This window comes from Enterococcus sp. DIV1758 (genome assembly GCF_051711985.1).
Lineage (GTDB): Bacteria > Bacillota > Bacilli > Lactobacillales > Enterococcaceae > Enterococcus > Enterococcus faecalis.
On sequence record NZ_JBIOOA010000001.1, the window covers coordinates 102,385 to 127,322 of the forward strand.

Consider the following 24,938-nt stretch of genomic DNA (forward strand, 5'->3'; position numbering starts at 1 on the left):
CAACATCAACCTTCTTTTTTATTTCGTTAAATCCGTTAACCAATGCCCAATTTCTTGAAAAACTGTTGCTTTTTCCGTTTCTAATAAAATTTCATGACGCAAAGTGGGAAATAGCCGTAACGTCACGTGCTGAAAACCTGTATGCTTTAATTGCTTTTGAATTTTCGCTGGCCCCTTGCTGAAATCACCAACTGGGTCTTCAGCGCCACTAATGATTAAAATAGGTAATTCTTTTGGGATAGCTTGGTACCAATTCCTTTGATTGGCTCGTTTAACAAGCGAAAAAAGGGTAGCAAAACCATTGTTGGTAAATACGAAGCCCATTAATGGATCATTTTCATAGTCAGCCACATTGGCTTGATTTTTAGAGAGCCAATTAAAGGAACTTGCTTCAGGAAATTTTTTGCTAAAAGAACCAAATGCCAGCTTATCAATGAACGGAGCTGGTTTTTTCGGCTGTTTCTCGGCCATTTTTTTAATAAAAGGCAATGCGGCGGTTAAAGGTAACGGACTTGTTCCAGTGCCCATGAAAATGACTCCTTGCATAGTCACAGGATAGTCTTGCAGGTAGTTGCGCAAGGCGAAAGACCCCATGCTGTGACCCATCATAAAATAGGGCAATTGTGGATAGTGATTCATAGCCCATTGTTTCACTTGATGAATATCTGTAACGACATTTTCAGGCCCTTGTTCTCCAAAAAAACCATAGATCGGTGCGCTTGGTTGTACAGATTCGCCATGACCTAGATGATCATGCCCAATTACGGCAAACCCCAATTGATTTAAAAAACGAGCAAATTCATCATAACGTTGGATATGCTCTGCCATGCCGTGAATCAATTGAACTACGGCTTTGGGTGAAGGACAGGGCCAATGACGTACATTGAGCTGAGTTTGTTGATCGTTTGAAGTGAGTATGAATTGTTCAGTCATAAGAAACCCTTTCTTTGCTTTTTGATTATTATACAAAAAAAAGACGGTGTTCAAAAGAAAAACTCATTATTTTATTAGAATAAAATTACATTACAGCTTTTATTCTTTAATAACTAAATGCAAAGGTTGACCAAAAAATAACTTTATATACAAGCTTTTGGACAAGCAATGTTTTTTAACATTAAAACAATTGACATTGTTTTCTAATTATAATATATTTGTTTTATAATTTAGGAAGGAGTGATAAAATGAAAAAGATTAACGAAACGGTTGCAAGAGAAGTTAAAGCTGGTTTTCATTGGCATTGTTGGTTGTGTAATGCAGGTGGTGGAAGTAAAGCAGGTTACTTAAGACATGTGCAAGTATATAACCATATTTTTGTTTCATATTGGAGATAAAATGTTGTCTTTTCAAAAGAATACAGTTTTAGTCAACAAAAATTGTATTCTTTTGAAGTTGCACAGATAATATGAGGATTGTACGAATGAAAAATATGAAGGTATTATACAATATCTTAGCTTTGTTAGTTATTACAGGATGTGCTACACCTGAGTCTCTAGTGCATAAGCAAGATGATGACTCGGCTATCGATGTGGTTGAAACGTATTCAGAAGCAGAACAAATAGCCTTTCCCTATTATTATGTTCAGTTAGTTGAAGTGAGTAGATTAAAAAAGGAAGCTAACAATAGTATAAAATTAACACTTAATTTATTGAATGATGGAGTTCCTCAGAATACACAGATAAAAGATATATTTTCAGTTAAGGCTTTACAAGGTGAAGTTAATTTGAAAAATTTATCCACTAAAATTGAGGGAGATAAATTTTTAAAAACGAGCACAGTAGTTGTTGAATTTCTGTTAGTATCTGATGAAGAAGTAATATTTGAATTTACTTCCACATACAAAGAACAAATAAAAAAACATTATAGCGTATTTTTAGAATGAATTGCAGGTTAGATAATGAATATTAAGTTGATAGATGTAAAAGTACTGACTCAAAAAAATTTTTTTCTTTATCAAATTGATTTTGTTGAATTCTCTAGCAAAGAAGTCTCTTTTATTATAGGAAAAAGCGGCGTAGGTAAATCAACGCTTTTAAACATACTCGCAGGTGAACATCCGTATTTTACGGGAGAATTTGTTCTAGATGAAAAAAAAGTCTGTTTAGATACGAGGAAAAAATTGATATCGTATAGGCGGAGCATAGGTTATGTTCACCAAGATTTTCAACTAATTGAATGGTTAAGTGCGTATGAAAATATTGCTTATCCCTTAAAAATCAAAAAAATTCCTAGTCAGATTATCAAAAAACAGGTCGAGAAACTAGCTGTGGAATTAAAAATTACAGAGTTACTACACACGAGAATCTCTCTTCTTTCAGGAGGAGAGAAACAACGGGTTGCTATTGCTAGGGCAATTATAAAAAATCCTGAACTTATTTTGGCAGATGAACCTACAGGAAATTTAGATCCAGATACATCAAAAAAAATAATGAATATTTTATACCGTGTAAGTAATAAGTATAATATCCCTCTAATCGTGGTTACACATGACTATGATCAGATTCCATCAATAAAGAAGAAGATTTACGAAATAACAGAAAAAAAATTGAATGAAGTTATAGAGGTGGAGAATTGACTATAAATAGGTCTAATTACTTATTAAAAATAAAATCAATCAGTAAATATTTCTATTTTTCAATGTTTATTAACTTATGGATTACTGTGTTTGTCCGATTATATTTTTATGTCTATTTATTTAAAAAGAGCCAAGAAAAGGATGCTCAAAACATCTCTCCAATTTTCCATTTGTTTAATAATGATACTTCAGAAGAATTAATTTTCTTGTTAGCAATGCTGGAAGTGAGTTTGTTAGTATTAATAATTGCATTATTTTTATTTTTTATTTTTTACATTGTTATGCAATTAAAGAGACGATTCTTGTTGTCACAACAAGAACTACAGATAAAAACATCCCTTGGATGTAGTCCGCTACAATTGACTAAAGAGTTTTGTTTAAAATTATTAACAGGTACATGGATAGGAAGTGGTATAGGGATATCTATAACAAGTATTTCATATTTCTATCTGTATGACTTTTTAATCGATACTCGTGCTCAAGTTTTTTTAATTACTCCTTTCAATTTTTTCTTATTTTATGATTTGAAACTATTTTTAGGGGTACTTATTTTTTGTGGAATTCAATTTATTTTTGTATATCAAAAAGTAATATCTAAATATTTCAAAATAGGGGGAAGATATGTTTAAAAGGATAAGACAAACAGAAATAAAGGATTGTGGACCAGCTTGTTTAGCAACCATCGTAAACCTTTCTGGTGGGAAGCTATCTCTGGTGACAGCTAAAGAATTAACAAAAACAAGTGAATCTGGGACTACGATTCAAGGAATACTGGATGGATCAAGGAAATTAAACTTAAATCCTGAAGGGCTTGAAGGTAATTGGGCTGAATTAATTGAAGGTATACAAAATAATGAAATACATCTGCCTTTTATAGCACATATCATTACAAAATCAGGTTTAGCTCATTTTGTAGTAGTGGAAGCTATAAATAAAAAGCATATCAAAATCTTTGACCCAGCTCTGGGGATTTTAAAACAAGAATTAAAAGATTTTCAATCTACTTGGACAGGAAGAATAGTGAACTTTGATATAGATAAAATAAAAAATTCTGTTCCTAAGATGAAAAATCACAATTTTTATTATGAGAGCTTAAAGCAAGAAAAAGGAACCTTGAGCATTGTTTTATTTTTTTCAATCATAATGGCATTAATTTCTTTTATAGGAAGCTTCTCTTACCAAAAATTTATAGATACTTTTATATTACAGACAGAAAAAAGCGTGCAGAAAATACATACATATAACTTTTTTGAAAAAATCTATCTAAATATACTTGATAATTTTAATTATTTATTTATGGCTATCATTTTGTTATATCTATTTCAATGGATTTTAGGAATAGTACGTACGTTGTTTATAGCTAAAATGTCAAAGCGTATGAATGATAGCTTGTTCTCAGTTTTTTTGAATAAGCTTATAAATATGGAGATAGTTAACTTAAAAAGTAAAAACAGTGGAGAAGTGCTGACAAGATATAATATAGCTACACAAGTACAATCAATATTGACTAGACTAGTACTATCGCTGTTTTTGGAATTTTTTATAGCATTAGCAGGTGGAGCTATCTTATTTGTTATAAGTAAGGAACTTTTTAGTATTACCTTAGGAATATTTTTTAGTTATTTATTAATTACTATATTGTTTATTAAGCCTTTAAATAAAGTTAATACTAAAATTATAGACATAAATTCAAGAACAATTACTTCATTAAATGAGATTTTAAATGGATATGAGACAGTTAAAGTTTTTCAATTAGAAAATTTTTTTACTAGAAAATTTTTAAAAAATGCAAAAAAACTGACTTCTCAAGAAAAAATTAGTGTAATTTATCAGAACGTACAATCTAGTATCATTATTTTGATCGAATCAGTAGGCACACTTTGTGTATTATGGCAAGGGGGGATATTAGTAATTAATGGAGGTATAAGTATTGGGCTACTAATAGCCTATATATCACTGATAACTTATTTTACTTCACCAGTAAAAAACATCATTGAATATCAAAAAGAGATACAAAACGTAGTTGTTATGGTTAGAAAGTTAAATGATATCATTCATGTGACAAAAGAAGAAACTGAATCTATCGCAAAACAAATAGACTTCAATAATTCAAAAAAATTATCTGTAAAGAAACTTCGATTTTCATACGGAGCCACTTCTTATGTTTTGAAAGATTTTTCAGAAGAATTTTATTTTGGAAAAACATATGGTATCTACGGTAAAAATGGCAGTGGCAAAAGCACTTTAAGTAATATCTTAGCATCACTTTATAAACCAGACCAAGGACATATATACCTTGGTAACAACGATATTTTCAATAATATAAGTTCCTATAGAAAAGACGTTATCCAGATAACGAGCAGACCGTTTATAATGGCTGGAACAGTAAAAGAAAATCTGTTCTTAGAAGCTGATTCATTTGATGATGAATATATTTATGATATTTTAAAAAATATAGGATTGGAAGAAGTAATAAATTCCTTTCCTTTAGGATTAGATACAGTAATAGCAGAGGGTGGAATTAATTTATCAAGTGGACAAAAACAAAAAATAAATTTGGCTAGAGCATTGTTAAGGAAGCCAAAAATACTTATTTTAGATGAGGCCATGAGTAATTTGGATCAGAGCAGTAAAAGGAAAATATTAGAATATATCAGAGATACATTACCAAAGAGTTTAAGGATATATATAGCTCATGACGAAAAATCTTTAGATTTTGTGGATGAGAAAATTATATTGAATTGAACTGTTTAATTTTATGTAAATAGTTATCTGATAATTAGTAGTAAGAGATTCAATGAAATAATTGTATCTCCAGAGGAAAGTATCCTCTGGAGATTTTTATCTTTAATAAAAATAGCAATGATGTCAAAAAATAGTCGATTTCACTAAGTGACGAATTATGGGTGGTACAAATACTGCTGGAAATAGTTGTTAACTTCAAGGGCATCTTCTTTATTTTTTGAAAGAATTAAGATAGTATCATCCCCAGCGATGCAGCCCAAGATATGAGGGTTGTGGATACGTATGCGATCAATTAAAACCCCGATGGCTTGCCCGTTGCCAGGTAAGACGGTTAAAAGATTTGTGAACTCTATTTGTGTTAAAGAAACACCAGTTTCAATAATAATGTCAACAAGACGTTCTTCATCTGTTTTATATTTTGGACGAAGGGCAGAATTATTCAAGATACGATAATAGGCTTCTCCTTGACCATTGTCTACTTTGTTTAAATTCAGCTCACGAATGTCACGAGAAATAGTTGCTTGTGTGGTGTGAATATTTTCTTTTTCCAATAATGCTAGTAATTCACTTTGTGTATGGATTTCATTTTCTGTGACCAATCGCTTAATCATCGTTTGGCGTTTTAATCGGTTCATTACTTTCCTCCAGTTCAGTTAATCATGCAGAAAAACATCATTGCTGTTATTTAAAACGGTGCCAGTAATTCCCTAAAATCACTGTACAACGTTTTACTAAATTGTGCAAGTCTCACTTTTTTAAATGCGAAATATCCGGCAAAATCAATGAGAACCTTTTAGCTAAACGACCCTTTTTCTATTCTAATTAGAGAGATTCTGCTAGTATTGCTTTGTAAATGTCTGGAGGAAGGGTGTTATTTGTGAATAAGCAAACACGCCAAAGTTTGATTAAAGAAATCATTCAAACAACCGTAATTCATAGTCAAAATGAGTTGTTAAGAGAATTAAAAAAGCGCGAGATAAATGTCGCACAAGCAACGATTTCACGGGATTTATGGGAATTAAAAGTCGTCAAAGCATTAGATGAGTCTGGCGAGATGCGGTTAACGATTTTTGAACAATTCACTTCTTTAGAAGAACGAAAAAAAGAACAGTTGATACAAGCAATTCGTGAGGTAGTGACCAAAGTTGAACGTGTCGCCTTTTTACTAGTGGTTCATACATTACCAGACAACGCAACATTGTTTTCAGCTGTACTTGATGAAGTGTCTTTGTGTGAAAAGAAATGTTCTGTCGCTGGCTTCGACACTGTTATTATTGTTTCATCATCCGAGGAAAAAGCACAAGAACTAGAGCAGTATTTTCAACAATTTATTCAGCCAACACCTTTGTCAAAAAGTAACGCATAAATGGAAGGGAGCTAGAAGTCGTTTTGACTGCTGACTCCCTTCCTTTTACCTATATAAGATTATAACTTTATGAAGTGCATGAAGAAATATTTTTTTTTGAATAAATGCATTTTTTTTTATTTAATTATGCATTATTTTTTTAGAATATCTATGAAAGCGCATTCTTTCAGGCTGGAAATATGCATAAGAAAGAATACCGTTGTATATTTGGTATTTTGTTTGGCAAATGGCTCACGTCCTAGGTTAATCAGGTCTGTTATTCTGTGTTTGTAATTAAGTTGAGGAGGTTATTTCACATGAGTCATCCAATTAATGTATTTTCTGAAATCGGGAAATTGAAAACAGTGATGTTACATCGTCCAGGTAAGGAATTAGAAAATTTAATGCCAGATTATCTGGAGAGATTGTTGTTTGATGATATTCCGTTTTTAGAAAAAGCACAAGCAGAACATGATGCATTTGCAGAGTTGTTACGATCAAAAGATATCGAAGTGGTCTATTTAGAGGACTTAGCTGCTGAAGCGTTGATTAATGAAGAGGTCCGCCGACAATTTATTGACCAATTCTTAGAAGAAGCCAATATTCGCAGCGAATCAGCAAAAGAAAAAGTTAGAGAGTTAATGTTAGAAATTGACGACAACGAAGAACTTATTCAAAAAGCGATTGCAGGCATTCAAAAACAAGAATTACCTAAATATGAGCAAGAATTTTTAACAGATATGGTTGAAGCGGATTATCCATTCATTATTGATCCAATGCCTAACTTATACTTCACACGTGATAACTTTGCGACAATGGGCCACGGGATTTCTTTAAATCATATGTATTCAGTAACTCGACAACGGGAAACCATTTTTGGGCAATACATTTTTGATTATCATCCTCGTTTTGCTGGAAAAGAGGTTCCTAGAGTTTATGATCGTTCAGAATCAACCAGAATTGAAGGTGGCGATGAATTAATTCTTTCAAAAGAAGTAGTGGCCATTGGGATTTCTCAAAGAACGGATGCCGCGTCAATTGAAAAAATTGCGAGAAATATTTTTGAACAAAAATTAGGATTCAAAAATATCTTGGCTTTTGATATCGGTGAACATCGTAAATTCATGCATTTAGATACCGTTTTTACCATGATTGACTATGATAAATTTACGATTCATCCAGAAATCGAAGGTGGTTTGGTTGTTTACTCGATCACTGAAAAGGCAGATGGAGACATCCAAATTACAAAAGAAAAAGATACATTAGATAACATTTTATGCAAATACTTGCATTTAGACAATGTTCAATTAATCCGTTGCGGCGCTGGGAATTTAACCGCAGCAGCCCGTGAACAATGGAACGACGGTTCAAATACATTAGCAATTGCCCCTGGGGAAGTTGTTGTTTACGATCGGAATACAATTACGAATAAAGCGCTAGAAGAAGCAGGCGTGAAATTGAATTACATTCCAGGAAGTGAACTAGTACGTGGCCGTGGTGGCCCTCGTTGTATGAGTATGCCACTTTACCGTGAAGATCTTTAAAAAACACCCAAAAATAGGAGGAATCATCATGAATTCAGTATTTCAAGGACGTAGTTTATTAGCAGAAAAAGATTTTACAAGAGCAGAATTAGAGTATTTGGTAGACTTCAGTATTCACTTAAAAGAATTGAAGAAAAAAGGGATTCCACATCACTATTTAGAAGGAAAAAATATCGCTCTTTTATTTGAAAAAACTTCAACACGGACACGCTCTGCATTCACGACAGCAGCGATTGATTTAGGGGCACATCCTGAGTATTTAGGCGCCAACGATATTCAATTAGGTAAAAAAGAATCTGTTGAAGATACAGCGATTGTTTTAGGTAGTATGTTTGACGGGATTGAGTTCCGTGGGTTTAGTCAAGAAGTAGTGGAAGATTTAGCGAAATATTCTGGTGTTCCTGTTTGGAATGGTTTAACGGATCAATGGCATCCAACACAAATGATTGCGGACTTTATGACAGTGAAAGAAAACTTTGGTCGTTTAGAAGGAATCACTTTAGTATATGTCGGCGATGGCCGTAACAACATGGCAAACAGCTTGTTAGTGACAGGTGCTATTTTAGGCGTAAATGTTCGCATTTGTGCACCAAAAGAATTGTTCCCTTCTGATGAAGTCGTTAATTACGCAAAAGAATTTGCGAAAGAATCTGGTGCAGAATTAATGATTACAGACGACGTTGCTAAAGGCGTTAAAGGAGCCAACGTGTTATATACAGACGTTTGGGTGTCCATGGGTGAAGAAGATAAATTTGAAGAACGTGTCAATCTGTTGAAACCTTATCAAATTAATATGGCTATGTTAGAAAAAACCGAAAACATGGATGGCGATTTAATCGTATTACACTGTTTACCAGCCTTTCATGATACGAAAACACAATACGGAGAAATGGTTGCTGAAAAATTTGGCATTACTGAAATGGAAATTACGGATGAAGTCTTCCGCAGTAAATATGGCCGTCAATTTGAAGAAGCAGAAAACAGAATGCATTCTATTAAAGCAATCATGGCAGCTACTTTAGGCAACTTATTCATTCCTCGTGTGTAGGAAGCAACTGAAAAAACATTGAAAAAAGAATAGTCGTTTCGCCCTTTAAGAGATTCTTTTGAAGGGCGGCCTATTCTTTATTATGATAGGAAAGAAGGATTTGTAATGGGGAAAAAAATGGTCGTTGCACTAGGCGGAAATGCCATCCTTTCAAATGATGCTAGTGCACATGCACAACAGCAAGCATTAGTTCAAACATCTGCCTATTTAGTTCATTTAATTAAACAAGGGCATCGGTTGATTGTTTCACATGGCAATGGTCCACAAGTCGGAAATCTATTATTGCAACAACAAGCAGCTGATTCTGAAAAAAATCCAGCAATGCCGCTAGATACGTGTGTTGCTATGACACAAGGAAGTATCGGCTACTGGTTGTCCAATGCGCTTAATCAAGAATTAAATAAAGCAGGAATCAAGAAACAAGTGGCTACTGTTTTAACACAGGTGGTGGTGGATCCAGAAGATGAGGCTTTCAAAAATCCAACAAAACCGATCGGTCCATTTTTAACAGAAGCTGAAGCCAAAGAAGCAATGCAAGCAGGTGCTATTTTTAAAGAAGATGCAGGACGTGGCTGGCGCAAAGTCGTTCCAAGTCCTAAGCCAATTGACATCCACGAGGCTGAGACTATTAATACCTTAATAAAAAATGATATAATTACCATTTCATGTGGTGGTGGCGGCATCCCTGTCGTAGGACAAGAATTAAAAGGTGTCGAAGCAGTAATCGATAAAGATTTTGCTTCTGAAAAACTAGCAGAATTAGTGGATGCGGATGCACTAGTTATTTTAACTGGCGTGGATTATGTGTGCATTAATTATGGCAAACCAGATGAAAAACAATTAACCAATGTCACTGTAGCAGAGTTGGAAGAATACAAACAAGCGGGTCATTTTGCACCAGGTAGTATGTTACCGAAAATTGAAGCCGCCATTCAGTTTGTAGAAAGCCAACCCAATAAACAAGCAATTATCACTTCTTTGGAAAACTTAGGAAGTATGAGCGGCGATGAAATCGTAGGAACGGTTGTGACAAAATAAAGTATAGTATTTAGGAGAATTAAGATGATGATAGAGAAAATAATCACTAAAAATAATCAAGATTTTCAATACTTTTCTGAATCAGAACTAACAGAATTGCGTAACGAGAGTTTCGTTCGCTCCTATAAAAAAGGCCAAGTCCTTTTTTATCCAGGTGATCCGAGAAATCATTTAATTTTATTGGTTTCAGGTGTCATTAAAATTGAAAAAAATGATCGCAGTGGTAATTTTTCCTATCTGCATTTTATGAAAAAGCAGGCTCTTTTTCCGAGAATCGGACTGTTTCAAGATGAGGTTCATTACGACTCCGCGATTGCCTATACGGATATTGAGGTTGTATTTGTGCCAGTTAAACTGTTTGAGCGTTTTCTCCAAAATAATCCCCAGCAATTGATTCATTGGATTCAAGAACAATCGGTCCTTTTAAAAGAAAGCATGATAAAAATCCAAAAAGGAACAACCAATGATGCATGTGAACGGATTGTGACATCACTGGCGATGTTATTAAATGATTTAGGAGAACGAATTGACAACAGAGAACGCGTTGCAATTGCTTGTCCAATTACCATTAATGACATTGCACGGATGAGTGGAACTACGCGGGAAACAGCAAGCAGTGTTATGAAAAAATTAGTCCAAATGAACCGTATTAGCTACAGTCATAAATTCTTAACTTTTCTAGATACACCATTCTTTATTGATCGATTGAGTAATTAATCATAGAGAAGGGAGATACAGGAAAGTAGGTTCCTGTATAAAAGGATATGGCAGAAAAAAAGAAGAAAAACAAAAAACAGCTTTCGTCTTTTAGTATTTTATTTATTATTTTAATTGTTTTAGGTATCGTAACGGTCTTGCTAAATGGCCAGCCATTTACCCCAAGAGAAATTGATGGCAAAATGGTTGACCACGTGGTAGGGGCCAAATTATCGGATATTATCATGGCTCCATTCAATGGGTTTAAAGATGCCATTGAAATTAATATTTTTATTTTAGTACTCGGTGGCTTTTTAAATATTGTGACGCAAACTGGGGCTCTTGAAGCAGGGATTCAATCAGTCGTTAAAAAGTTAAAAGGGAACGAATTGAAAATCATTCCGATTTTAATGATTTTATTTTCTATTGGTGGGTCGACTTATGGAATGGCAGAAGAAACAATTCCTTTTTATGGTTTATTGAGTGCCACCATGGTCGCCGCTGGTTTTGATACGTTTGTCGCAGTGGGGACTGTGCTATTGGGTGCAGGATCAGGTGTTATCGGTTCAACGGTTAACCCTTTCTCCACAGGGGTAGCGATGGATGCGTTACGAGGTATTGGCATTCAGCCGAATACAGGAATTATTTTAATTGTCGGTGCTATTTTGTGGGCGGCCTCTACCAGCTATTCTATTTTCATTGTGATGCGTTATGCGAAAAAAGTGAAGGCTGACAAAGGTTCAACAATTTTATCTTTACAAGAACAAGAGGATATGGAAAAAACGTATGGACAAGCAGCGTCGAAAGAAATGCCATTTACGAATCGTCATAAAAAAATCTTAATGGTATTCGCTTTCTGTTTTGTCGTTATGATTGTTTCCTTAATTCCATGGAACGACTTTGGAGTGACGATTTTCAAAGGCTGGACGTCTGTTTTAACAGGCAACAGTTTCGGTGACTGGTACTTTGGCGACTTAGCGATGTGGTTCTTCCTTTTAGGGATCATTGCTGCCTTGATTGGTCGCTTTACTGAAAAAGAAACCATTGAAGCATTTATCGACGGTGCCAAAGATATGTTATCCGTTGTTTTAATCATTGTAGTTGCTCGCGGGGCATCTGTTTTGATGTCTAAAACGTATTTAGATTCATTTATCCTTGATAAAGCGGCAGGCTTATTACAAGGACTCTCCCCAGTTTTATTTGTCATCGGTGCCTTTGTTTTATACTTAGGTTTATCTTTCCTAATTCCTTCAACTTCTGGCTTAGCGTACGTTTCCATTCCTGTAATGGGTGCGTTAGCTAAAAACATTGGTTTAAGTCCAGAAGTGATGGTTATGATTTTTGCTTCAGGTTGTGGTTTGATTAATTTGATCACGCCAACATCTGGTGTCGTAATGGGTGGTTTGGAAATTTCCAAAGTTCAATATGCCACTTGGACAAAATTCATGGCCAAACCAATGATTGTCTTAGGCTTAATTAACCTAATTATCTTAATTGGCGCGATGTTACTCTTTAGCTAATCAAAAATTTTTTATGTTAGGGCTTCGGCTTTCGGAAAAAAGAAGAAGCAATGAAACAACAGCGACTACCTAAAAGTAGTCGCTGTTGTTTCATTTTGATAGTTGTTGAATTAACAATCTTGCGACAGCGCGGACAGAAAAAGGGTTTTGCCCAGTGATTATACGGCCATCTTGATACGCAAATTCTTTATAGGGGCGTTTTTTCGCAAAAGTAGCACCATGTTCTTTGGCAATTGTTTCGTTTAAGAAAGGAACAACTGCTTTTTTCATGGCTAAAATTTCTTCTGCAGTAGTGAAGCCAGTAATGGTTTTATCTGCAATCAAATAATTTCCTGACGCATCTTTGACATTTAAAAGACCAGCAATTCCGTGACAAACAGAAGTTAGGTATTTGCCCTGTTCGTAAAGGCTACGAGTGATTGCTTGCAACTGAGGGTTATCAGGAAAGTCCCACATAACGCCATGGCCTCCTGTAAAGTAAATTGCTGCGTATTCATCTGGCTCAATTTCTTCAAGAGAGAGGGAATGCGCTAGCGCTCGTTCTTGAAAATCGGCACTTTCATAAACCGCCATAATGGATGAATCTACATATTTCATACTCCGGGGATCCAAAGGGACATAGCCTCCTTGGGGACTAACATAGTCAACTGAAAATCCTGCTTTGGTTACTTCTTCCACGAACTCCGTGGCTTCACCTAGCCAGAGGCCAGTCGGTTCTTCGGTGCCGTGATAACGGGAAACGTTTGTGAGGACCACGAGAATTTTTTTCATGCTTGCTTCCTCCCTGGCATAATCGACGTAATGTGGGTCAATAGTTGTTGGAGTTGCTCAATTTTGGTGGTATCGTGAGAAAGTGAGTAATAATTTTTAGTTCCTTCACTGCGACAATCAATTAATTTGGCTTGTTTCAAAATTTTTAAGTGGTGAGAAACAGCGGGGCGTGAGAGCTGTGTCGCCTCTGTTAACTCAGTGACACGACGGCCAACACAGGCTTGGTCTTCTAACAGTGCAATAATAATTGCTTGGCGTTTTTCATCACCCAATGCGATTAAAAAATCACTAAGCGCAGTAAATTCTGTTTGAATTTCTTCTAATTCTTTCATATTTTTCCGCCTCTTTGGTTCGTATTTTTAAACGATTAAACCATTTTTCGTGTTTTTTGTCAATAAAATACGCTGAGGGCTGAAACTTGACGTGGATTCCATTCTTCGTTAAGATACTAATTGATTAAAGGTTTAAACTTTTAAACCAATAAAAGAGATAGAAAGAGAGGAAAGATTCAATGATGAAAGCCGCTTTAATTCATAAATACGGACAAAAAGAATTAGCAATCGAGGAGGTGCCCTTACCCACCATTCATGACAATGATGTTTTGGTCAAAATTATCGCTGCCAGTATCAACCCGATTGATTTAAAAACAAAAGATGGTAAAGTAAAGATGCTTTTAAATTATCAAATGCCACTGATTTTAGGCAGTGATTTTGCTGGGATTGTTGTCTCTGTTGGAAAAAATGTTCAAAATTTTAGGCTGGGCGATGCAGTTTACGGACGAGTACCCAAAAATCGCGTGGGAACTTTTGCTGAATATATTGCAGTGGATCAAGCGGCTGTAGCTATGAAGCCGAAAAATTTAACGTTTGAAGAAGCTGCGGCCATTCCGTTAGTCGGTTTGACAAGTTATCAAGCGCTACATGATATTATGAATGTGCAGCCAGGCCAGAAAGTCCTGATTCAAGCAGGTTCAGGAGGGATTGGAACCATTGCGATTCAATTAGCAAAACTAGCAGGCGCTTACGTTGCCACCACCACGAGTAGTAAAAATAAAGAATGGGTTCAAGCGTTGGGAGCAGATGAAGTGATTGACTATCGGACACAAAATTTTGAAGAAGTTTTATCCGACTACGATTATGTGTTTGATACAATGGGGGGGACAATCTTAGAAAAAGCTTTCTCAGTGGTTAAACCTCAGGGAAAAGTCGTTACATTGTCAGGCATTCCCAACGAACGTTTTGCTAAAGAGTATGGCTTGCCGCTTTGGAAACAATGGGCCTTTAAAATAGCTACTCGCAAGATTCATCGATTGGAGCAAGCCACAGATGTTAGTTATCATTTTTTGTTTATGCGTCCAGATGGCGAGCAATTAGCTTTACTCACTGAGTTCATTGAACAGGGAAAATTACAGCCGATAATTGACCGAGTCGTTCCTTTTAGCCAAATTCAAGAAGCGGTGGATTATTCACTGACAGGACGAGCACAAGGGAAAATTGTTGTGAAAATCGCCGATGTTGATCACGACTAAGTAAAGGAGACTTGCAAGAAAAATAGGCCTGTTTTTCTTGCAAGTCTCAAAATTTACCATTTAAACGCCGCCTAACGAAAGTGATTTTAGGCGGGAAAAGATTTTTATAGAAAATCCTCATTTTTCCAGTTTCTATTTTGCAAATTCGTTATTTTTTGTTATTCTATTGATGACTGTGTATGCGCTTTCTTTTTAGGCGGATACACAAAAATGAATGGAGTGCAGAAAGGAATGGTGTTCAAAGTGGGGAACGATTTATCGACAGGAAGAGGAGAAAACAGAGAAACAATTGTCAGTTGGCTGGGTCTTTTGTTATTGGTTGGCTTGACGTTTATCTTATTTAGTCTGTTTCATCAACCAATGGTCAGCCAAGCCAATGAGCCGACCCAAGAGAAACATTTTATGGTTTATTATCGGGCTTGGCGTGACAAAACGATGCAAGGAGTTAATACAACATTGCCAGATGAAAATTGGCTAACGATGCACGATATTCCTTATGGTATTGACATTGTGAATGTCTTTAGTTATGTGCCAAAAGGACAAGAAGCACTTGCACAGCCATTTTATGATACGTTAAAAAATGAGTATGCGCCAGCATTACATGCACGAGGTGTTCGTTTAGTTCGAGGGATTGATTACAGCGAGCTATTAAAAGTTCCTTACGCAGGAACAACGCCTACAGAAGCAGAATTTGATGCTTATGCGAAAGAGTTGTTAACCAAATTTGTCGATGATTTAGGAATTGATGGGTTAGATATTGACATGGAAACTCGTCCAAGTGAAAAAGATATTGTTCTATCTAATGGTGTCATTCGTGCATTATCAAAATACATTGGGCCGAAGTCGGGAACGGATCGTCCATTTTTGTATGATACCAATGCAGAATATTTACCACCTTTACAAGATGTTAGTGACTGTTTCGATTTTCTCGCGTATCAACAGTATGGCAGCGATGACCAACGCACGCAACGAGCATTAAATAATTTAAGTCCGGTTCTCAATGGGGAACGATTTGTTCCAGGATTAACTTTCCCAGAAGAGCAAGATCGCAACCGCTGGTATGACACAAAAGAGCCGTATATGGAAAGTAACATGTATAAAGTAGCTCGTTATTCTTATGAAAATAATTTAGGGGGCATGTTCCTCTATGCCTTAGATCGCGATGGTCGCACCTATAATGAAGACGATTTAAATCAGATAAAACCTTCTAATTTACTTTGGACAAAAACGGCCATTGCAGAGAGTAAAGGCGTTTCTCTTGGAGAGATGAAAGCGGCTGCGCAACACTATTTAAAACGAATTAGCTACGCCAACACAGACCTTGAAGCACAAAATAAAGCCGCAGAAGCAGTGACACAAGCAACGACGCTTTATGATGTGAATAAAGCTATTTTAGGTGGCGATTATGGCCAAGGGATTTCAAATACCTATGATGCTGAATTAGAAAAAGGCCTGTTAGCCATTGACTTAACCACTTTATATCGTGCGTTGGATCAAGCAGTTACAGCCATTGAAAAGGCAGAAAACTATACACCAGAAACGATTCAAGCACTACAAACAACAAAAGAGACAGTCGCAACAGAACTTGCGGGAAAAACGTATACAGCCGCACAAGTGACTACTTGGCAAACGGAGGTCCAAACAGCTTTGGATAATTTAAAAGAGAAACAAACACAACCTTTAAAAAGTGTCTTTTCCATTGATGCGGGAAGAAAATATTTTTCCGTGGAGCAACTGGAAGAATTAGTGGCCAAAGCCAGTCAAAATGGGTACACAGATGTCCAATTAATTTTAGGAAATGATGGCTTACGGTTTATCTTGGATGATATGTCGGTCAATGTGAATGGTAAAAAATACAACCACAACCGGGTTTCAAAAGCAATCCAACGAGGCAACAACGCGTATTACAATGATCCTAATGGCAACGCGTTAACACAAAAAGAAATGGATCGGTTGTTGGCTTTTGCGAAAGCGCGCAACATCAACATCATTCCCGTGATTAACAGTCCAGGACATATGGATGCGTTGTTAGTGGCTATGGAAAAACTAGCGATTAAAAATCCCGCTTTTGATGGCTCAAAACGAACAGTAGACTTAGGGAACCAAAAGGCAGTGAATTTCACAAAGGCGATTATCAGTAAGTACGTGGCTTATTTTTCCGCGCATAGTGAAATTTTCAATTTTGGTGGCGATGAGTATGCAAATGATGTCGATACAGGCGGTTGGGCGAAACTGCAATCTTCTGGGCGCTACAAGGATTTTGTCGCTTATGCGAATGATTTAGCTAAAATAATTAAAGATGCGGGCATGCAGCCAATGAGCTTCAATGATGGCATTTATTACAACAGCGACGATTCTTTCGGTACATTTGACCCAGAGATTATTATTTCTTATTGGACAGCCGGTTGGAGCGGATATGACGTAGCCAAACCTGAGTACTTTGTTCAAAAAGGACACAAAATTTTTAATACCAATGATGCGTGGTATTGGGTCGCTGGCAATGTTGATTCTGGCATTTATCAATATGACGATGCTTTAGCAAATATGTCGAAAAAAGCATTTACAGATGTGCCAGCAGGTAGCCCAAATCTTCCAATTATTGGAAGTATTCAATGTGTTTGGTATGATGACCCTCGTCGTGACTATGATTTTGAACGAATTTATACGCTAATGGATACGTTCTCGGAGAATTATCGTGAGTATATGGTGGTTAAATAAAACTAGTTAAAGCTAACGAGTTATCTATAAAGACTGGCACGAATCAAGCTTGATTCGTGCCAGTCTTCTTTAACGGAAGAAGATTTGTTTGAGGGCCAACAATCAATTTAGGAATGCCTTATTGAAATGTTCCTGTTCTTATTGTAGACTGAAAGAAGTGGTGGTGGAAAGCTATCACCATTAATAGAAAAGCAGGAAAATAAAAAGGATCTTGTTGGAAGTTTAATGTTTGAAAATGTAAGCGGAATCATTTTTGTTGGAATGCTAAAAAAGGGAGTAGAGTTATGAGTAATGAAAATATCGTCTTAGCAAGAAATACAGAGCGTGCACCAAAGCATCCTCTCGCAGCCCAAACAGTCGCATTTTCCCACTATAATCATTTGTCGGCACAGTTACCTATTGAGCCAACCTCTGGACAATTGGTAGAAGGTGGCATTCGGGCCCAAGCGACACAATGTTTGAAAAATATCCAAGCGGTTGTTGAAAGTATCAACCACGTGATGAGTGACATTGTCAGAATGACCATTTTTGTCAAAGATATGCGGGATGTTGCCGCAGTTGAGGAGGTCTATGCGGCCTTTTTTACCCATTATTATCCAGCTAAAACAGTGGTCGCCGTCGCAGATTTGCCGTTAGGCGCTTCTGTTCAAATGGAGGCACTTGTTTCAAATGGGGAAGGAACTATCCCTAATGCACCTCAAGCTGGGGATTTAATTAAATTAACAAATCAGACTGTTCAGGCACCAATTGATGCTCTAGCCAGTCAAACGGTCGCGTTTTCTCACTATAACAATCTGTCTGCACAATTGCCTATAGATCCTCAAACGGGCAGAGTTGTGGCTGGCTGTGTTAAAACGCAAACAAAACAATGTTTGAAAAACATAAAAGCCATTTTAACCAGTATTGATGTGCCTTTTGATGATATTGTGAAGATCAACATTTATTTAAAAGATTTATCTAAGCTGGAAGCTGTCAATCAAGTATATGCCGCTTTTTTCCCAGATTCAGGAATTGCGCGCACGGTCAATTATATGCCAGCACGAACAGTGATTACTGTTGCTGATTTACCAATGGGCGCGGCGGTGCAAGTAGAAGCGGTGGTTTCTCATGGGGATGGTACGCCACCACAAGCGATTGAAGATCGACATGGATTAATTATTGAAGCAAATAATACAGATCACGCACCGAAGTGTCCATTTTCGACACAAACTGTTGCTTTTTCTCATTACAACCATCTATCAGCTCAGCTACCATTGGACCCTAAAACAAATGCGTTAGTCGCTGGCGGAATCAAGGAACAAACGACGCAATGTTTAGAAAACATCAAAGCGATTATTGAAAGCGTGGATCACAGCTTAGCTGATCTGGTGAAAGTGAATATTTTTGTGAAAGAGATTGAAGAGCTGGCGGCAGTAGATGACGTCTACCAAACGTACTTCCCTGAAGGTACGCCTGCAAGAAGAGTGATTGGTGTGACGGATTTACCAAAAGGTGCTCAGATTCAAATCGAAGCGATTGCTGGGAACGCAGAAGGTACGCCACCAATTGGTTAAATAGTAGAAGAAACAAACGTCATCTGGCTTCTGAAGCCAGATGACGTTTTTAGTATTTAGATAAATCAGTAAAGTAAGCTAGTTGCCATTTTTGTGTTTTTTTCGCGGTTTGATTAAGGTTTTGGCACCAAGAAGGATAAAAACGGGCTGCCATTTTGCCTTTTTGTTGGTGCGTTTTGAGAATTTTTTGTTGGATTAAACATTCTTTCGGCAGAAGAAAGAGACCTTGCTTTTCTTGATCAGAAATGACAATTGCTAACATTTCAGGGGCTTCCTTTGCATCAAAGGCTTCGTTCTGATTTTGTTGATTTTTTTCCCAAAAGGCTACAAAATAGCCTTCTTTTTTCGGCGTTTTTTTGGCTAAGCGACTGCGGATAAGTTGTTGCGATTCATTAACTTGGCATAAAAAGCCTTCATATTCGGCATTTTGTTGTTCTTCGGAAAGCAGCGTGATCGCGCCCACTGCTTTTTCAAGTATCGGTAATGAATTCATCATCTTCCTCCAAATTAAATAGAATAGTTGCGAGAAACAAAGGGGACTTCTTCACCATTTTCGAGCTGATTTAGATACAAAGCTAACATGAAAAAGTAACCTGAGAGTAAGTTGACTACATCATACAGCTGCGGATCAATTTTTTTACCACCATAGTCCATGCGATAAAGTAAACGAACAATATCTTTGGCTTTGGCTCTTAAAATGTGTGCATAAGAGGAACAGATTGTGCCCATCGGTAAAACAAAAGGACGATTTTCTTCGTATGTCAGTTCATTCATAGTATTGACACGTTCCAAAAGCCAAGCTATTTCTTCCTCTGTGACTGTTAATTTTGTTCGGGTCGTTGGATTGACATGGTAGATTAACTCGCAAATTTTAGCTAGTTCTTCTGTTAGTGCAGGCTGTTCAGGGACGTCTAATTGTTGCACATATCCTCGTAGAAGACCTGTCATCGAGGCTAATTCATCAGTCATTAATTCAAAATCACATCGTAAATCTTCTGGTTTAGAAGATAGATACGGGTACGCTTCATACGGACTGCGGTACATTTTTTCCATTCAATTTCCCTACTTTCTAAAAATAAAAAGCGCTCAAAAAGAATGCACGAAAGCCAATCTTTTTGAGCGCCGTTGCTCGACTGTTTACAGTACACCATTGTACTTGCTAAGGTAATCATAGCCAAGAGTGAAGGGAGAGTCAAGGGGGAATCAAAGTTGGAGAAAGAAAATGAAGCTAAGAATTACCAGAAGTAAACCAATCAATAAACTGACAAAACCAGAGATTTGACCCAATCGTTGTTGGGTAGAAGAAGGTTGATCGGTAACAGTGAGCAAACTTGAGAAAAAGTTCATTTTTTTCACGAGTATTAAATACGCAACAATAAGCAAAAGAATACCCGAAAAAAGGTACGAAAGGGGCTCAGAAATAAATTTTTGGGCACGAAGTAAAAAAATTCCTATGAAGAGGACAACAAAACCATACTTAAGAAAAGTTGCTTTTGACATGTTGAAATCGCTTCCTTTTAATTGATGAATTTTATTAATAGCCACTATTCTTATGATTAAATTATAGGACTTTGAGGGCGGTGGAGCAAAGGAAAAACGGAGAATGGTGGGAGGAAAGTGTGATAACACAAAAGAAAACCCGCTAGAAACACCTATAAAATAGGTTTTCTAGCGGGTTGATTGTTATTCCCACTCAACAATTGTATAAATTGAGATAAATGGAAAAGACTATTTTTAAAACGTTTGAGATGTTTGAAAGACGTTGAAAAACATATAATACAATAAGGATAGTTACCAACAAGTTACCGAATTGACATATCTCGAAAATAACATATAATTTATTTACGGGATAAAATTCAATTGTAGGAGGTGTTAGTAATGAAAAAAGAAAATGTAAGAATGCGATTGTCATCTGAATCTAAAATCTTGTTAGATGAATTACAAAAAAATTTTAAAACTAAATTTGGTTTAGATGTTAGTTATTCTAGTATAGTAAATCAAGCTATAAGAACTGAATATAAAAGGAGACCGGAGAGTTATTGGATTAGTATTAAAGATAAAAAGCTTGAACTTGGTGATTTAAATTCAGAAAGTGATTGGGATTATCAAACTTCATTTATGTTAGAACAAGATGTTTTGGAATTTCTTTTAGAATTACAAGTATATTTTAAAGATGTATTTGGAGCTAAACGTATTCATAGAGCTTTCTGTGTACGATTATGTATTAAATCGTATTTTCTCAACAATGTAACTTGACATTCTATTTAAAATAAATTATATTGAATTTACGGGGTGTTTATATCCCGTAAAACTTTAGTTTTAACGGGATATAAAAATCCCTTTAAAAATCTGGTTTACGGGATAGTTTTCAAACTTAATTTAAGGAGGTGAAAAGATAGAAACACATCAAATCTATAAAGTTATAACCGCTTAAAAATGTGGAGGTTTACTGCAAACTGTAACTAAAAAAAGAAGTGAGGTAATTAAAAATGAGAATAAATGTTAATCAATTCAATAAAATTATTAAAGAAAAAGAAGGTATTTCTTTTTTAGCATATCAAATCCCTTTACATACGAAGACGTTATATGTAACAAGAACTTTTGATGGTAATATCTCAATTCTCTTTTCTGAATTGTGCTCTATGTTGAATGGGATAGAATACCGAGTGAAGCATGATGATTTTGAAGAAGCCATAAAATTGATAGATGAGGCGACTAATTTTATTAATAAATATGATGAGTTTGATACGTATCAGAAACAGGAATTAAAAAAAGACAATGAAGCCTTTGTACCTTCAGATATTTTGGAAATGCTACAAGAGTTAGAGGAGAAGATTATTGAATTTTTAAAATTGAAATAATTGCATATTTGATGTAAGTAGGAAATGTATATGCTTTATAACTAACCAACAAATTTCCCCGTATGTAATGATTGTATTTTAAATGCCTGTAAGGCATTTAAAATGCAATCAATATATAGGGATAAGGTTTTGTGATAAAAAGTTATTAATAATAGAAGTAACAGACTGAGTCTAAAATCTAATTTACAATAAAAAAATGAAAAGAGGAATTAATCATGGCAGTAGAAATTAGAGATCTAATCGAACAAAGCAGTAATTTATTTGGTACGGAATTCATGGCAATCAAGGGGTACTGTGATGTATTAGATTTTGAAACAAAGATGTTAAGTGCGTATAAATTACGTGTACTTATTGCTTCGGATAATAGCCCGTTCTTTTATGAGAATTTAGAAATCAAGGTGAAGAATTTATCACCGACAATTTCAGTTAAACAATTAGAAAATAATAAGACTATACCTGTGCGTTTAACAGGATTTACGATTTCGGAGTACAAAGGAAAGTTATACTTTAGTTGTGATGATGTCTTACCCAGTTTGGATAACAAAATAACGCTAGGAAAATAGTTTTGTAATTCTTAATCAATTTGAGGGCATGCCGAAGTTCCAACGAAGGCAAATAGTCCTCAAGTTGATTTAGAATTACGGAAGCAATTTATTGGTTCCTAGTTTATTTAATATATAAAACATAGTTTGGCGAAAAAAGCCACCAAAAAGAAATAAACGTGCTGAAAGTAAATGGTTGGAAAATGGGTAGCTATAATAAAAAAATAATTACTTCACTAAATTCTGGCTTCATGGAAATATGGGAATATGACAAGCCAATTTTTAATAGAGGTGAAAAGTTAAAAGACAAAGAAGCAAGTAGCGAATCTTTTAAACGTCGAACATTTGAAGAGTTATCAGACGAGGAGCAAACTGAACGACTAACACAAATGAGCAAGGTTAGGATTAAATCTAAGTGGCGATTAATGCGTTTAATTGATACAAATGTTGACAAAAGAACGTCTTTCGTGACTTTGACCGTAACTGAAAATATTCAAGATAGAGAAGAATTCATGTCTATGGTGAAAGATTTTATAAAGCGATTCAACTATCAAATTTATAAAACAAAAAAAGCAGAACTTAAATGGATATACGTTATTGAAACGCAACGTAGAGGTGCTTATCATGCTCATTTCTTAATGTTTAATGTTCCGTACATTCCACACGATACATTAACAACTCTGTGGGGGAACGGCTTTGTGTTCATCAACCGTTTAGACACGTTAGACGATATTTCGAACACGTCTAGGTATGTAGCGAAGTACATGGAGAAAAGCTTAGGCGAAGAACTGATAAATAGCTTTGGAAAGAAATCATTTTTCTTTTCAAGGAACTTAAAGAAAATTGATGAAACAAAATTTTATTCAGAGGAAAAACTTGATTTTGATGATTCAACAGTTCTTTATGAAACAAACTACGTCTCTAAGATTTACGATAAGAATAAAAATCAAATGATTGATAACCCTGTGAAATACCGAAAAATAAAATTGAGTGAGGGAGTTGAAGGAAATGAGTAGTACAGTAACAAAAGATGATTTGGTAGCTTTAGGCTATCCGAAGTCTACAGCACAATCAATTATAAGACAAGCAAAAGTAATGCTTGTAGCAGAAGGGAAAACGCTTTATTTAAATAAAAGGTTAGGTGTAGTACCTAGACAACAAGTTGAAGAAATTATTGGCGTGAAAATTGGAAATTCAAATGAGTAAAAAAGAACAAACTAGGAAAACTAAATATACAGGTGTCTATCAGGATTTAAGTAATAAAACTTTTGGTTATAGGGTAAAGTTAGGAACCGACAGAGCGACGGGAAAAGCGATAACTGAACATCGCAGAGGGTTTAGAACAGCAAGCGAAGCTCATGAAGCAAGAACATCAGCATTGAAGAAAAAGTATGATCTAGGAGCATTAACGAATGCTCATATGCTTTATGAACAGTTCATGGATAAATACTATATACCAGAGTATAGAAACGGTGTAGAGACTTCTACGTGGAAATCTAGGGAAGGTGTTTTACTTGAATTAAAAGAGGTGTTTGGGAAAAAGAAACCTAGAGACATCACAACTTTAGATATTTTAGATTATAAAAATAAACTATTGGAAAAGCACTCACAGAATTATGCTCGTTTAAAATTTGGAATGTTTTCACGTTCTTTGAAGCATGCTAAAAAACACGGATTGATAAAAGAAAATTTAGTTGAAATTGTGGAAGGTATACCAAAAAAGAAACCCGAAGTAGACTTTTGGACAAAACAAGAATTTGAAAAAGTTATTGAAACATTCAATATAAAAGATTTTTATGAGCATATGTCATTTACAATGATTTTTATGTATTACATGACAGGATTGCGTGTAAATGAATTAACAGCACTATATTGGAGTGATATTGATTTAGAAAATGCTCAAATTAGAGTTTATCATAATCTAGATTTTATCAATAGTAATATTTGGACAAGAAAAACAAAAATGAAAACAGAAGCAGGTCGTAGAATAATTTCATTAGATGATGATACTATATCTGTTTTAAAAGCATGGAAAAAACATCAAGAATTTATGGGGAAATATGAATTTGTTATTTCTTATACGGGTGCACCGTTGGGAAAATCAACAATAAATAGGATTGTAAGAAGACATGCTAGATTGGGGCATGTAAAGGAAATACAGCCAAAGGGATTAAGACATAGTCATGCGAGTTTGTTGATTAATGAATTGAATGCTAATCCTTTAGCAGTTCAAAAAAGACTGGGACACTCTGATATACAAATAACACTAGGAACGTATTCACATCTATATCCAACTATTGATAGAGAAGTTGCAGACAATTTGAAAAATATTATTAAGATTAAAACATCTACTAAATCATTGATAAATTGGAATGGTAATCAATATACAAAAAGATAAGAGAAAAATCCTATGAATCTAGATTATTATTCTTGATTACATAGGATTTTTATTTTTAT

27 protein-coding genes are annotated in these 24,938 nt (G+C 35.4%); 20 read left to right on the forward strand and 7 right to left on the reverse strand.

The window, feature by feature from the left end; all coding sequences use genetic code 11:
- Positions 1–18 precede the first annotated feature (18 nt).
- Entirely contained in the window at positions 19–969 is a 951-nt protein-coding gene (locus IGJ52_RS00425) for an alpha/beta hydrolase (protein WP_438792173.1), read from the reverse strand.
- A 212-nt stretch (positions 970–1,181) separates the two neighbouring features.
- Here IGJ52_RS00425 and IGJ52_RS00430 point away from each other — a divergent pair, with 212 nt between their 5' ends.
- The 5 genes from IGJ52_RS00430 (at position 1,182) to IGJ52_RS00450 (ending at position 5,317) form a co-directional block, all read left to right on the forward strand.
- The gene (locus IGJ52_RS00430; protein WP_002367605.1) at positions 1,182–1,331 is read left to right on the forward strand and encodes a hypothetical protein; all 150 of its coding nucleotides are present in this window, start codon (positions 1,182–1,184) and stop codon (positions 1,329–1,331) included.
- Between the two features lie 86 nt (positions 1,332–1,417).
- Positions 1,418–1,879, forward strand: a complete 462-nt coding sequence (locus tag IGJ52_RS00435) for a hypothetical protein (protein WP_002383461.1) — start codon at positions 1,418–1,420, stop codon at positions 1,877–1,879.
- Positions 1,880–1,894: 15 nt separating this feature from the next.
- Positions 1,895–2,572 carry an ABC transporter ATP-binding protein gene (locus IGJ52_RS00440; RefSeq protein WP_002383460.1) on the forward strand — a complete coding sequence of 226 codons (678 nt, stop codon included), beginning with the start codon at positions 1,895–1,897 and terminating at the stop codon, positions 2,570–2,572.
- Entirely contained in the window at positions 2,569–3,201 is a 633-nt protein-coding gene (locus tag IGJ52_RS00445; RefSeq protein WP_010714982.1) for a hypothetical protein, read from the forward strand. Before IGJ52_RS00440 ends, IGJ52_RS00445 begins: the two co-directional genes overlap by 4 nt.
- Entirely contained in the window at positions 3,194–5,317 is a 2,124-nt protein-coding gene (locus tag IGJ52_RS00450; protein WP_002416131.1) for a peptidase domain-containing ABC transporter, read from the forward strand. Before IGJ52_RS00445 ends, IGJ52_RS00450 begins: the two co-directional genes overlap by 8 nt.
- Positions 5,318–5,472: 155 nt before the next feature.
- On the opposite strand, the gene IGJ52_RS00455 is transcribed toward IGJ52_RS00450, so the two are convergent.
- Positions 5,473–5,952: an arginine repressor gene (locus IGJ52_RS00455; RefSeq protein ID WP_002356125.1), complete on the reverse strand. Its 480-nt coding sequence runs from the start codon at positions 5,950–5,952 to the stop codon at positions 5,473–5,475.
- Positions 5,953–6,170: 218 nt separating this feature from the next.
- On the opposite strand from IGJ52_RS00455, the gene IGJ52_RS00460 reads away from it, so the two are divergent.
- From IGJ52_RS00460 to IGJ52_RS00485, 6 genes are all read left to right on the forward strand, one after another.
- Positions 6,171–6,683 carry an arginine repressor gene (locus IGJ52_RS00460; protein ID WP_002387472.1) on the forward strand — a complete coding sequence of 171 codons (513 nt, stop codon included), beginning with the start codon at positions 6,171–6,173 and terminating at the stop codon, positions 6,681–6,683.
- A gap of 296 nt (positions 6,684–6,979) precedes the next feature.
- Positions 6,980–8,206 carry an arginine deiminase gene (gene arcA / locus IGJ52_RS00465; protein ID WP_002356129.1) on the forward strand — a complete coding sequence of 409 codons (1,227 nt, stop codon included), beginning with the start codon at positions 6,980–6,982 and terminating at the stop codon, positions 8,204–8,206.
- Between the two features lie 25 nt (positions 8,207–8,231).
- Positions 8,232–9,254 (forward strand): ornithine carbamoyltransferase, encoded by a 1,023-nt coding sequence (gene argF, locus IGJ52_RS00470; protein ID WP_160747730.1) that lies wholly within the window; start codon positions 8,232–8,234, stop codon positions 9,252–9,254.
- A 105-nt stretch (positions 9,255–9,359) separates the two neighbouring features.
- Positions 9,360–10,292 (forward strand): carbamate kinase, encoded by a 933-nt coding sequence (arcC, locus tag IGJ52_RS00475; protein WP_010822022.1) that lies wholly within the window; start codon positions 9,360–9,362, stop codon positions 10,290–10,292.
- Positions 10,293–10,316: 24 nt separating this feature from the next.
- Positions 10,317–11,009 (forward strand): Crp/Fnr family transcriptional regulator, encoded by a 693-nt coding sequence (locus IGJ52_RS00480; protein WP_002363490.1) that lies wholly within the window; start codon positions 10,317–10,319, stop codon positions 11,007–11,009.
- Positions 11,010–11,056: 47 nt separating this feature from the next.
- Positions 11,057–12,508: a YfcC family protein gene (locus IGJ52_RS00485; RefSeq protein ID WP_002383451.1), complete on the forward strand. Its 1,452-nt coding sequence runs from the start codon at positions 11,057–11,059 to the stop codon at positions 12,506–12,508.
- Positions 12,509–12,598: 90 nt separating this feature from the next.
- Here the strand turns inward: IGJ52_RS00485 and IGJ52_RS00490 are convergent, their stop codons facing one another.
- Both IGJ52_RS00490 and IGJ52_RS00495 read right to left on the reverse strand, forming a co-directional pair.
- Positions 12,599–13,279 carry a type 1 glutamine amidotransferase domain-containing protein gene (locus tag IGJ52_RS00490; RefSeq protein ID WP_002359260.1) on the reverse strand — a complete coding sequence of 227 codons (681 nt, stop codon included), beginning with the start codon at positions 13,277–13,279 and terminating at the stop codon, positions 12,599–12,601.
- Entirely contained in the window at positions 13,276–13,611 is a 336-nt protein-coding gene (locus IGJ52_RS00495) for an ArsR/SmtB family transcription factor (RefSeq protein WP_002356136.1), read from the reverse strand. Before IGJ52_RS00495 ends, IGJ52_RS00490 begins: the two co-directional genes overlap by 4 nt.
- A 179-nt stretch (positions 13,612–13,790) precedes the next feature.
- On the opposite strand from IGJ52_RS00495, the gene IGJ52_RS00500 reads away from it, so the two are divergent.
- From IGJ52_RS00500 to IGJ52_RS00510, 3 genes are all read left to right on the forward strand, one after another.
- The gene (locus IGJ52_RS00500) at positions 13,791–14,807 is read left to right on the forward strand and encodes an NADP-dependent oxidoreductase (RefSeq protein WP_002419416.1); all 1,017 of its coding nucleotides are present in this window, start codon (positions 13,791–13,793) and stop codon (positions 14,805–14,807) included.
- A 210-nt stretch (positions 14,808–15,017) separates the two neighbouring features.
- Complete coding sequence (locus tag IGJ52_RS00505) at positions 15,018–17,525, forward strand: EndoS/ChiA family endoglycosidase (protein WP_113793193.1); 2,508 nt, start codon at positions 15,018–15,020, stop codon at positions 17,523–17,525.
- Between the two features lie 284 nt (positions 17,526–17,809).
- Positions 17,810–19,078, forward strand: a complete 1,269-nt coding sequence (locus IGJ52_RS00510) for a RidA family protein (RefSeq protein ID WP_113793195.1) — start codon at positions 17,810–17,812, stop codon at positions 19,076–19,078.
- 49 nt (positions 19,079–19,127) lie between these two features.
- Here IGJ52_RS00510 and IGJ52_RS00515 read toward each other — a convergent pair whose 3' ends face one another.
- The 3 genes from IGJ52_RS00515 to IGJ52_RS00525 all read right to left on the reverse strand — a co-directional run bounded on the left by IGJ52_RS00515 (position 19,128) and on the right by IGJ52_RS00525 (position 20,623).
- Positions 19,128–19,571: a MepB family protein gene (locus IGJ52_RS00515; protein ID WP_113793198.1), complete on the reverse strand. Its 444-nt coding sequence runs from the start codon at positions 19,569–19,571 to the stop codon at positions 19,128–19,130.
- Positions 19,572–19,585: 14 nt separating this feature from the next.
- Positions 19,586–20,131, reverse strand: a complete 546-nt coding sequence (locus IGJ52_RS00520; RefSeq protein WP_002383833.1) for an ATP:cob(I)alamin adenosyltransferase — start codon at positions 20,129–20,131, stop codon at positions 19,586–19,588.
- 150 nt (positions 20,132–20,281) lie between these two features.
- A complete protein-coding gene (locus tag IGJ52_RS00525) occupies positions 20,282–20,623 on the reverse strand; it encodes a hypothetical protein (protein WP_002383834.1) in 342 nt (113 codons plus the stop codon).
- A gap of 333 nt (positions 20,624–20,956) precedes the next feature.
- On the opposite strand from IGJ52_RS00525, the gene IGJ52_RS00530 reads away from it, so the two are divergent.
- The 6 genes from IGJ52_RS00530 (at position 20,957) to IGJ52_RS00555 (ending at position 24,879) form a co-directional block, all read left to right on the forward strand.
- Entirely contained in the window at positions 20,957–21,334 is a 378-nt protein-coding gene (locus IGJ52_RS00530; protein ID WP_227280386.1) for a hypothetical protein, read from the forward strand.
- A gap of 233 nt (positions 21,335–21,567) precedes the next feature.
- Positions 21,568–21,939, forward strand: coding sequence for a hypothetical protein (locus IGJ52_RS00535; RefSeq protein WP_113793201.1), 372 nt, complete (start codon positions 21,568–21,570; stop codon positions 21,937–21,939).
- 215 nt (positions 21,940–22,154) lie between these two features.
- Positions 22,155–22,502, forward strand: a complete 348-nt coding sequence (locus IGJ52_RS00540; RefSeq protein ID WP_438791823.1) for a hypothetical protein — start codon at positions 22,155–22,157, stop codon at positions 22,500–22,502.
- Positions 22,503–22,684: 182 nt separating this feature from the next.
- On the forward strand, positions 22,685–23,497 hold the full coding sequence (locus IGJ52_RS00545; protein ID WP_113793222.1) for a rolling circle replication-associated protein: 813 nt from the start codon (positions 22,685–22,687) through the stop codon (positions 23,495–23,497).
- Positions 23,490–23,687: a DUF3173 family protein gene (locus IGJ52_RS00550; protein ID WP_113793206.1), complete on the forward strand. Its 198-nt coding sequence runs from the start codon at positions 23,490–23,492 to the stop codon at positions 23,685–23,687. Before IGJ52_RS00545 ends, IGJ52_RS00550 begins: the two co-directional genes overlap by 8 nt.
- The gene (locus IGJ52_RS00555; RefSeq protein ID WP_208772198.1) at positions 23,680–24,879 is read left to right on the forward strand and encodes a tyrosine-type recombinase/integrase; all 1,200 of its coding nucleotides are present in this window, start codon (positions 23,680–23,682) and stop codon (positions 24,877–24,879) included. The genes IGJ52_RS00550 and IGJ52_RS00555 overlap by 8 nt, the downstream gene beginning before the upstream one ends.
- The last annotated feature ends 59 nt before the right edge of the window (positions 24,880–24,938 follow it).

Coding starts and splice junctions, on each gene's coding strand:
- IGJ52_RS00490 (WP_002359260.1), bottom strand. CDS start 13,279: ATGAAAAAAATTCTCGTGGTCCTCACAAACGTTTCCCGTTATCACGGC.
- IGJ52_RS00510 (WP_113793195.1), top strand. CDS start 17,810: ATGAGTAATGAAAATATCGTCTTAGCAAGAAATACAGAGCGTGCACCA.
- arcA (WP_002356129.1), top strand. CDS start 6,980: ATGAGTCATCCAATTAATGTATTTTCTGAAATCGGGAAATTGAAAACA.
- IGJ52_RS00495 (WP_002356136.1), bottom strand. CDS start 13,611: ATGAAAGAATTAGAAGAAATTCAAACAGAATTTACTGCGCTTAGTGAT.
- IGJ52_RS00505 (WP_113793193.1), top strand. CDS start 15,018: ATGAATGGAGTGCAGAAAGGAATGGTGTTCAAAGTGGGGAACGATTTA.
- IGJ52_RS00440 (WP_002383460.1), top strand. CDS start 1,895: ATGAATATTAAGTTGATAGATGTAAAAGTACTGACTCAAAAAAATTTT.
- IGJ52_RS00435 (WP_002383461.1), top strand. CDS start 1,418: ATGAAAAATATGAAGGTATTATACAATATCTTAGCTTTGTTAGTTATT.
- arcC (WP_010822022.1), top strand. CDS start 9,360: ATGGGGAAAAAAATGGTCGTTGCACTAGGCGGAAATGCCATCCTTTCA.
- IGJ52_RS00550 (WP_113793206.1), top strand. CDS start 23,490: ATGAGTAGTACAGTAACAAAAGATGATTTGGTAGCTTTAGGCTATCCG.
- IGJ52_RS00455 (WP_002356125.1), bottom strand. CDS start 5,952: ATGAACCGATTAAAACGCCAAACGATGATTAAGCGATTGGTCACAGAA.
- IGJ52_RS00450 (WP_002416131.1), top strand. CDS start 3,194: ATGTTTAAAAGGATAAGACAAACAGAAATAAAGGATTGTGGACCAGCT.
- IGJ52_RS00535 (WP_113793201.1), top strand. CDS start 21,568: ATGAGAATAAATGTTAATCAATTCAATAAAATTATTAAAGAAAAAGAA.
- IGJ52_RS00485 (WP_002383451.1), top strand. CDS start 11,057: ATGGCAGAAAAAAAGAAGAAAAACAAAAAACAGCTTTCGTCTTTTAGT.
- IGJ52_RS00480 (WP_002363490.1), top strand. CDS start 10,317: ATGATGATAGAGAAAATAATCACTAAAAATAATCAAGATTTTCAATAC.
- IGJ52_RS00545 (WP_113793222.1), top strand. CDS start 22,685: ATGGGTAGCTATAATAAAAAAATAATTACTTCACTAAATTCTGGCTTC.
- IGJ52_RS00460 (WP_002387472.1), top strand. CDS start 6,171: ATGTCTGGAGGAAGGGTGTTATTTGTGAATAAGCAAACACGCCAAAGT.
- IGJ52_RS00530 (WP_227280386.1), top strand. CDS start 20,957: ATGAAAAAAGAAAATGTAAGAATGCGATTGTCATCTGAATCTAAAATC.
- IGJ52_RS00515 (WP_113793198.1), bottom strand. CDS start 19,571: ATGAATTCATTACCGATACTTGAAAAAGCAGTGGGCGCGATCACGCTG.
- IGJ52_RS00555 (WP_208772198.1), top strand. CDS start 23,680: ATGAGTAAAAAAGAACAAACTAGGAAAACTAAATATACAGGTGTCTAT.
- IGJ52_RS00430 (WP_002367605.1), top strand. CDS start 1,182: ATGAAAAAGATTAACGAAACGGTTGCAAGAGAAGTTAAAGCTGGTTTT.
- IGJ52_RS00520 (WP_002383833.1), bottom strand. CDS start 20,131: ATGGAAAAAATGTACCGCAGTCCGTATGAAGCGTACCCGTATCTATCT.
- IGJ52_RS00540 (WP_438791823.1), top strand. CDS start 22,155: ATGGCAGTAGAAATTAGAGATCTAATCGAACAAAGCAGTAATTTATTT.
- IGJ52_RS00500 (WP_002419416.1), top strand. CDS start 13,791: ATGATGAAAGCCGCTTTAATTCATAAATACGGACAAAAAGAATTAGCA.